Annotated in this window: 5 protein-coding genes; 1 reads left to right on the forward strand and 4 read right to left on the reverse strand. The window is 70.9% G+C overall.

Annotated features, from left to right (window positions below; genetic code table 11):
- The first annotated feature begins 177 nt into the window (after positions 1–177).
- The gene (locus V7067_RS11845; RefSeq protein WP_334176109.1) at positions 178–1,257 is read left to right on the forward strand and encodes an AraC family transcriptional regulator; all 1,080 of its coding nucleotides are present in this window, start codon (positions 178–180) and stop codon (positions 1,255–1,257) included.
- Here V7067_RS11845 and V7067_RS11850 read toward each other — a convergent pair.
- From V7067_RS11850 to V7067_RS11865, 4 genes are all read right to left on the reverse strand, one after another.
- Complete coding sequence (locus V7067_RS11850; protein WP_334176110.1) at positions 1,243–3,642, reverse strand: cytochrome c3 family protein; 2,400 nt, start codon at positions 3,640–3,642, stop codon at positions 1,243–1,245. The two genes, V7067_RS11845 and V7067_RS11850, sit on opposite strands and share 15 nt — an antisense overlap.
- 167 nt (positions 3,643–3,809) lie before the next feature.
- Complete coding sequence (gene tgt / locus V7067_RS11855) at positions 3,810–4,931, reverse strand: tRNA guanosine(34) transglycosylase Tgt (protein WP_334176111.1); 1,122 nt, start codon at positions 4,929–4,931, stop codon at positions 3,810–3,812.
- A 2-nt stretch (positions 4,932–4,933) separates the two neighbouring features.
- The gene (gene queA, locus V7067_RS11860; protein ID WP_334176112.1) at positions 4,934–6,016 is read right to left on the reverse strand and encodes a tRNA preQ1(34) S-adenosylmethionine ribosyltransferase-isomerase QueA; all 1,083 of its coding nucleotides are present in this window, start codon (positions 6,014–6,016) and stop codon (positions 4,934–4,936) included.
- A gap of 97 nt (positions 6,017–6,113) precedes the next feature.
- Positions 6,114–6,448, reverse strand: a 335-nt coding sequence (locus V7067_RS11865; RefSeq protein ID WP_334176113.1) for a peptidylprolyl isomerase, incomplete at its 5' end; no start/stop codon positions are given.

Below are 6,448 nucleotides of genomic sequence, written 5' to 3' on the forward strand. Positions count from 1 at the left end.
CCGGCCGCCCCCGGGGCGGGACCGTCCGGTCTGTCGGGAGCCAGACTAATTGCGCGCAGCAATCGTGCGCTTGACATTTCCAGACATGGATTTGACCGTAGCCTGTCATCGCCGGCGTTGTCGCAGGGTCCGCCCGCGACAGCGGCCGGAGAGCCGAACCGGAGTGCTGCACCCGCCATGCCTGCCGCCGACGCATCCGCCCCCGCTGCTGCGCTGGTCTATCGCGCCGGGCTCGGCCGCCGTCTGCCGCGTGGCTGCACCCGCATCGGGCCGGCCATTTCCATTCCCGCCGTGCTCGCCGGATTCGGGGTCGATGTGCTGCCGCTCTGCCGGGCGGCCGGCGTGCCGCCGGAGACCTTCGCCCACCCCGACAACGCCCTGCCGATGGCCCGGCTCGGCGAACTCGCGCAGCATGCCGCCCGGGCCATCGGCCGGGAGGATTTCGGCCTGCTGGTGGCCGACACCGTCAACGCGTCCAATCTCGGCCTCGTCGGCTTCCTGCTGAAGCAGGCGCCCGATGCCCGCACGGCCCTTGGCGACCTGACGCGCTACCTGCACCACACCGACCGCAGCGCGGTGCCTTTCATGCGGTTTTCAGGCCGCTCCGCCACCTTCGGCTATCGCATCGTCGAACCGGACGTGCCGGGCGCGACCCAGATCTACGACGGCGCCATCGCGATTGCCCGCAACATCGTGCGCGGGCTGTGTGGAGCGGGCTTCGTGCCGCAGGAAATCACCCTTTCTCACCGCCGTCCGGCCCTGCCCGGCCGCTATGAGCGCTATTTCGGCGCGCCGGTCCGCTTCGATACCGAAGAGACAACGCTCACCTTCGATGCCGCCTTTCTGGATCAGCGGCTGCCGAATGCCGATGCCGAACTGCGGCGTATGCTGCAGGAGCAGATCGACATCATGGAACAGGAGGAACAGGGCCATTTCGGCGAGCAGGTCCGCCGGCTGCTGCGCAGCACGTTGCTGACGAGCGGCGGCTCCATCGACGACATCGCCGGCCTGATGGGCCTGACCGGGCGCACCTTCATGCGCCGGCTGGAGGCGGAGGGCACCAGTTTCCGCCATCTCTGCGACGAGATCCGCTTCGAGATCGCCCGCCAGCTTCTGGAAAACACCGCCCTGCCCATGACGCAGATCGCGCTGGCGCTGCGATATTCCGAAGCGAGCGCCTTCAGCCGTGCCTTCCGGCAGTGGTCGGGCGTCGCGCCGCGGCAATGGCGCGTTCGCCACCTGTCACGGCCGGGCTGAGGCCGGCGCGCCGGGGCCGGGTGCGGCGCCCAACTGGCCGGCGAGATCGGACAGCGCCGCATCGTCCGGCCGCAGGGCCGACAGCAGGCCGGAGAGCGAACGCGCACGCGCCGCATCCTGCGCCTCCAGAGCCTCGTTCAGCGCCAGCCCCAGCAGGCCGGCATCGTTCGGCTGGCGCTGCAGGGCCGCCTGCACCACGGCGGCCGCCTGCGCGGGCTCGCCCATGGATTGCAGCGCCACCGCCAGCACATAGGCATAACGGGCCTGATCGGGCGCCAGCGCATTTGCCCGGCGCAGCGCCTCCAGCGCCTCGCCATAGCGCTTCTGGCGCACCAGCGTCAGGCCGAGGGCATGTTCCAGCGCCGCATCGTCATGCAGCGCAAGGCCCTGACGCAGCACGGCCTCCGCATCGGCCTCGCGGCCCTGCGCGCGGAACAGGTCGGCGAGATCGACCCGCACCGCCGCGGCCGTCGGGTCGATGACGAGGCCGGCGCGGAACTCCGCCTCGGCGGCCGCCGCGTTGCCCTGCCGCAGGCGGAACAGGCCCATGTTGGCGCGGTCCTCCACCCGGTCGGCATTGAGCGCCTGCGCCGCCTCATAGGCCGCAATGCCGGCCGCAAGCCGGGTGCGATCGGCCGGCGACAGCGTTTCCGGCGCGATGTCGGCGAGCTGAGCGGCGGCCTCCAGCCGCACTGCCGCCGACGGATCGTCGAGCAGCGGCCCGGCGTGCTGCCAGCGCACTTCAGGCGGGGCGGCGGCCAGCACGCGCAGCGCCGCCAGCCGCACCAGCGGATCGCCATCGCCCAGCGCCTTCAGCGTGGCGGCATCCGCCGCCCGGGAGGGATAGGCCTGCAACCCGCTCACCGCCGTGGCCCGCACCACACCCGGCAGCACCGGGTTGGCGGCCAGCGCAATCAGCGCCTCGCGGGCCTGCGGCGCGCCGCTGCGTGCATCGTTAAAGGCATTGGCCCAGACCTGAAAGCCCTTGCGCTCCGGCCCGTGCCAGCGGGCAATGGCCTCCGCCGCCCAGGCCGCCGTCTTGTCGGCATGGCAGGCGTTGCAGGTGTTGGGCGTGCCGTTGCGCACCGAAAGATCCGGGCGCGGAATGCGGAACGAATGGTCGTGGCGATCGTCGACCACCATGTAGGTCCGCTTCGGCATGTGGCAGGAGATGCAGTCCGGCGCGCCGGGGCCGGGCGGATGGCCGGTGTGGCTCTGCGCCTCGAAGCGATCGGCCAGATGGCACTGGCTGCACACCAGCGCCCCCGGCGCCTTCAGCGTGGCGGTGTGGGGGTTGTGGCAGTCGGTGCAGGTCACCCCGCGGGCATACATCAGGCTCTGCTTGAAGGCGTGGTCGTTGAAATCCTCGTCGAGGTTCTGTCCGTCGGCCTCGAACAGCCCGGGGTCGAGCAGCACCGGCAGGTGCGTTTCCGTCAGCGGCCGGCCGGGTTTCCAGTCCTCGGCAAACACGCCGCGGCGGGCGTGACAGCGCGCGCAGGTCTCCACCCCGTCGCCCGGCGGATGGGGCACGGAGGCGGCGGGGCTGCCGGTCTTCGGGTCCGGCGTCCAGTCCACCTCGGGCCGGGTGGCGGCGACGGAGGCAAACCCGCGGCCCGGCGTTGCCGGATCGGCACCGCCGCGCGCCCATGCCACATGACCGCTGCCGGGGCCGTGGCAGCTTTCGCAGCCCACGCTGATTTCGGAAAAGCGGGTGTCGAAACGGTCGGTCGCCGCATCGAAACCCTTGCGGACGCCGGTCGAGTGGCACTCCGCACACATGAAGTTCCAGTTCTGCTGCGGCCCGGTCCAGTAGAGCGAATCGCCGGGTGCCGGCGGATTGTCGCCGTAGAGGTGGAACCAGCGCTGCCCGCCCTGCGCGGCGGGGCGGGTGTCGTAGGCAAACGGCAGCGCCTGCACCCGCCCGTCCGGCATCTGCACCAGATATTGCTGCAGCGGAAAAAGCCCGAAGGTATAGGCCACCGGAAAGGCCTGCGGGCGGCCGTCGCGGCCGGCGATCTCCACCATGTAGCGCGCGCCGTCGCGGAAGAAGCGCGCCCGCGCACCGTCCCTGCCGACCTCGACATCGCTGAAATCGCCGCGCACCGTGGCCGGCACCGGCAGGCTCATGGCGCCGGCATGCTGCGAGGTCAGCCAGTCCTGTGCCTCACCCTCGTGGCAGGTGGCGCAGGTGGCGGAGCCGGCGAAACCGGCCGGCGCATCCGGCGTCAGCGCGCCGATGCCGCCCGGCGCCGGCAGCAGGGCTCCGGCCGCCGCAGGGGCCGCCACAGCGGCCGCCGGCTCGCCGCCGGCCCGGGCCGGCCCGGCAAACGGCAGCAGCAGCACCAGCAGAAAAGCGGCAACAAAGCGTTCTGCCCGGCCCACCACACTGCCCCTTCCCTGCCGCAGCCCGCTGACACCCGGCCCGAAAGGCAGGGCGGACGGCACAACCGTTCCACATCGTCCTGCCTCTTTCTAGGCGGCTGCGCGCCCTCCGGCAAACGGCGCAGCCGCCCACCGGCCGCGCCCCGATGCCGCAAGGGTTGCGGGCCGGCCTATTCCTTCGCCCAGAGCGCGCCCAGCTCGGCGCGCACGGCCTCGAAAGTGCCGTCCTCGATGGCGCTGCGCAGGCGCTTCATCAGCGACTGATAATAGGCGACGTTGTTCCACGTCAGCAGCATGGCGCCCAGCCCCTCGCCGCAGCGCACCAGATGGTGCAGGTAGGCGCGGCTGTAATCGCGGGTGGCCGGGCAGTCGCTTTCCGGGTCCAGCGGCGCCGGGTCGTCGGCATGGCGGGCGTTCTTCAGGTTGAGCTTGCCGAAGCGGGTATAAGCCACGCCATGGCGCCCGGCGCGGGTCGGCATCACGCAATCGAACATATCGACGCCGCGCGCCACCGCCTCGATGATGTCGTGGGGGGTGCCGACGCCCATCAGGTAGCGCGGCTTGTCCTGCGGCAGCACCGGCAGCGTCTCATCCAGCATGGCCAGCATCACCGCCTGCGGCTCGCCCACCGCAAGGCCGCCGATGGAATAGCCCTCGAACGGCATCCGGCTGAGTTCGCGGGCGGATTCCACCCGCAGCGCCGGCACGTCGCCGCCCTGCACGATGCCGAACAGCGCCTGCCCGCGGCCCGGCCCGCCCATCGCCTCGAAGGCCATGCGCGAGCGCTCGGCCCAGCGCAGCGAAAGCCGCATGCCGCGCTCCACCTCCGCCGGCTCTGCCGGCAGGCGCACGCACTCGTCAAGCTGCATCTGGATATCGGAGCCGAGCAGACCCTGAATCTCCACCGAGCGTTCCGGCGTCAGCAGGTGGCGCGAGCCGTCGATGTGGCTCTGAAAGGCGACGCCGTTCTCCGCCAGCTTGCGCAGCCCGGACAGCGACATCACCTGAAACCCGCCGGAATCGGTGAGAATGGTCTTCTTCCAGCGCATGAAGGTGTGCAGGCCGCCCAGTTCGGCCACCCGCTCGGCGGTTGGGCGCAGCATGAGGTGATAGGTGTTGCCCAGCACCACCTCCGCCCCGGTCGAGGCCACGTCCTCCGGAAACATCGCCTTCACCGTCGCCTGCGTGCCGACGGGCATGAAGGCCGGCGTTTCCACCGTGCCATGGGCGGTGTGCAGGCGCCCGCGGCGGGCGCGGCCATCGCGGCCGAGGGGTTCGTAGCGGAACGCCATTCTCAGAACTCCTGCGCGGCGGCATCGTCGCGGAACAGCAGCGATCCGTCGCCGTAAGAATAGAACCGGTAGCCGGCCGCAATGGCATGGGCATAGGCCCGCTGCATGCGCGACAGCCCGGCGAAGGCCGCCACCAGCATGAACAGCGTGGAGCGCGGCAGGTGGAAGTTGGTCATCAGCACATCGGTGGCACGAAAGCGATAGCCGGGCGTGATGAAGATGCTCGTGGCCTGACTGAAGGGATGCACGGTGCCCGCCTCGTCGGCCGCGCTCTCCAGAAGCCGCAGGGCGGTGGTGCCGACCGCCACGATGCGCCCGCCGGCCGCCCGCGCCGCGTTGATGCGGGCGGCGGCCGCTTCGCTCACATGGCCATATTCGGCATGCATGCGGTGGCCTTCGGTGGTGTCGGACTTGACCGGCAGGAAAGTGCCGGCGCCGACATGCAGCGTCAGGAACACATGGCCGATGCCGGCCGCCTCAAGGCGCGCAATCAGATCTTCGGTCAGATGCAGGCTGGCGGTCGGGGCGGCGACGGCGCCGGGCTCGCGGGCGAACACGGTCTGGTAGTCGGTGCGGTCGGCCTCGTCGTCCGCTCTCTTGTTGCCGATATAGGGCGGCAGCGGAATGCGCCCGGCCCCGGCAATGGCCTGATCGAGCGCGGGGCCGGACCGGTCGAAGACGAGCACGATCTCGCCGCCGTCGCTCTTTTCCGCCACGCGTGCCGAGAACGGCTCGCTGCTGCCGAACACGATGATATCGCCCGTCTTCAGCCGCTTGCCGGGGCGCGCCAGCGCGGCCCAGCGGTCGCCCGCCTGCCGCTCGATCAGGGTTGCCTCGATGCGCGCCACCTGCCCCGCGCCGCGGTCGCGCACGCCATCGAGCCGGGCGGGAATGACGCGGGTGTCGTTCAGCACCAGCAGGTCGCCGGCGCGCAGTTCGCTCACCAGATCGCGCACGCCGCGGTCGGCGATTTCCGGCCCGCCGCCGGGGCGCACCACCAGAAGCCGGGCGGAATCGCGCGGGCGGGCGGGCCGCAGCGCAATCGCGCTTTCGGGCAGGTCGAAATCGAACGCATCGGTGCGCATGGCAGGCAGAACCAGTTCTCGGGCAATCGTCAGGCAAGCGCACGCCGCCGGACCCGGGTCCGGCGGCGGCAGAGGTCGTCAGCAATCGGGCCGGAAATCAGGCGGCGATATCGGCCGCCACCTTCATGGACACGATCTTGTCGGGGTTCGCCACCGGCTCGCCGCGCTTGATCTTGTCCACGTTCTCCATGCCCTCGGTCACTTCGCCGAACACGGTGTACTGACCGTTGAGGAAGTGGCCCGGCGCAAACATGATGAAGAACTGCGAGTTGCCGGAGTTCGGGTTCATCGAACGCGCCATGCCCACCACGCCGCGGTTGAACGGCGTGCGGGTGAACTCCGCCGGCAGGTTCGGATACTTGGAGCCGCCGGTGCCGGTGCCGTGGGGGCAGCCGGTCTGGGCCATGAAGCCCTCGATGACGCGGTGGAACA

Source organism: Pseudoxanthobacter sp., from assembly GCF_036822375.1.
Lineage (GTDB): Bacteria > Pseudomonadota > Alphaproteobacteria > Rhizobiales > Segnochrobactraceae > Pseudoxanthobacter.

Coding starts and splice junctions, on each gene's coding strand:
- tgt (WP_334176111.1), bottom strand. CDS start 4,931: ATGGCGTTCCGCTACGAACCCCTCGGCCGCGATGGCCGCGCCCGCCGC.
- queA (WP_334176112.1), bottom strand. CDS start 6,016: ATGCGCACCGATGCGTTCGATTTCGACCTGCCCGAAAGCGCGATTGCG.
- V7067_RS11845 (WP_334176109.1), top strand. CDS start 178: ATGCCTGCCGCCGACGCATCCGCCCCCGCTGCTGCGCTGGTCTATCGC.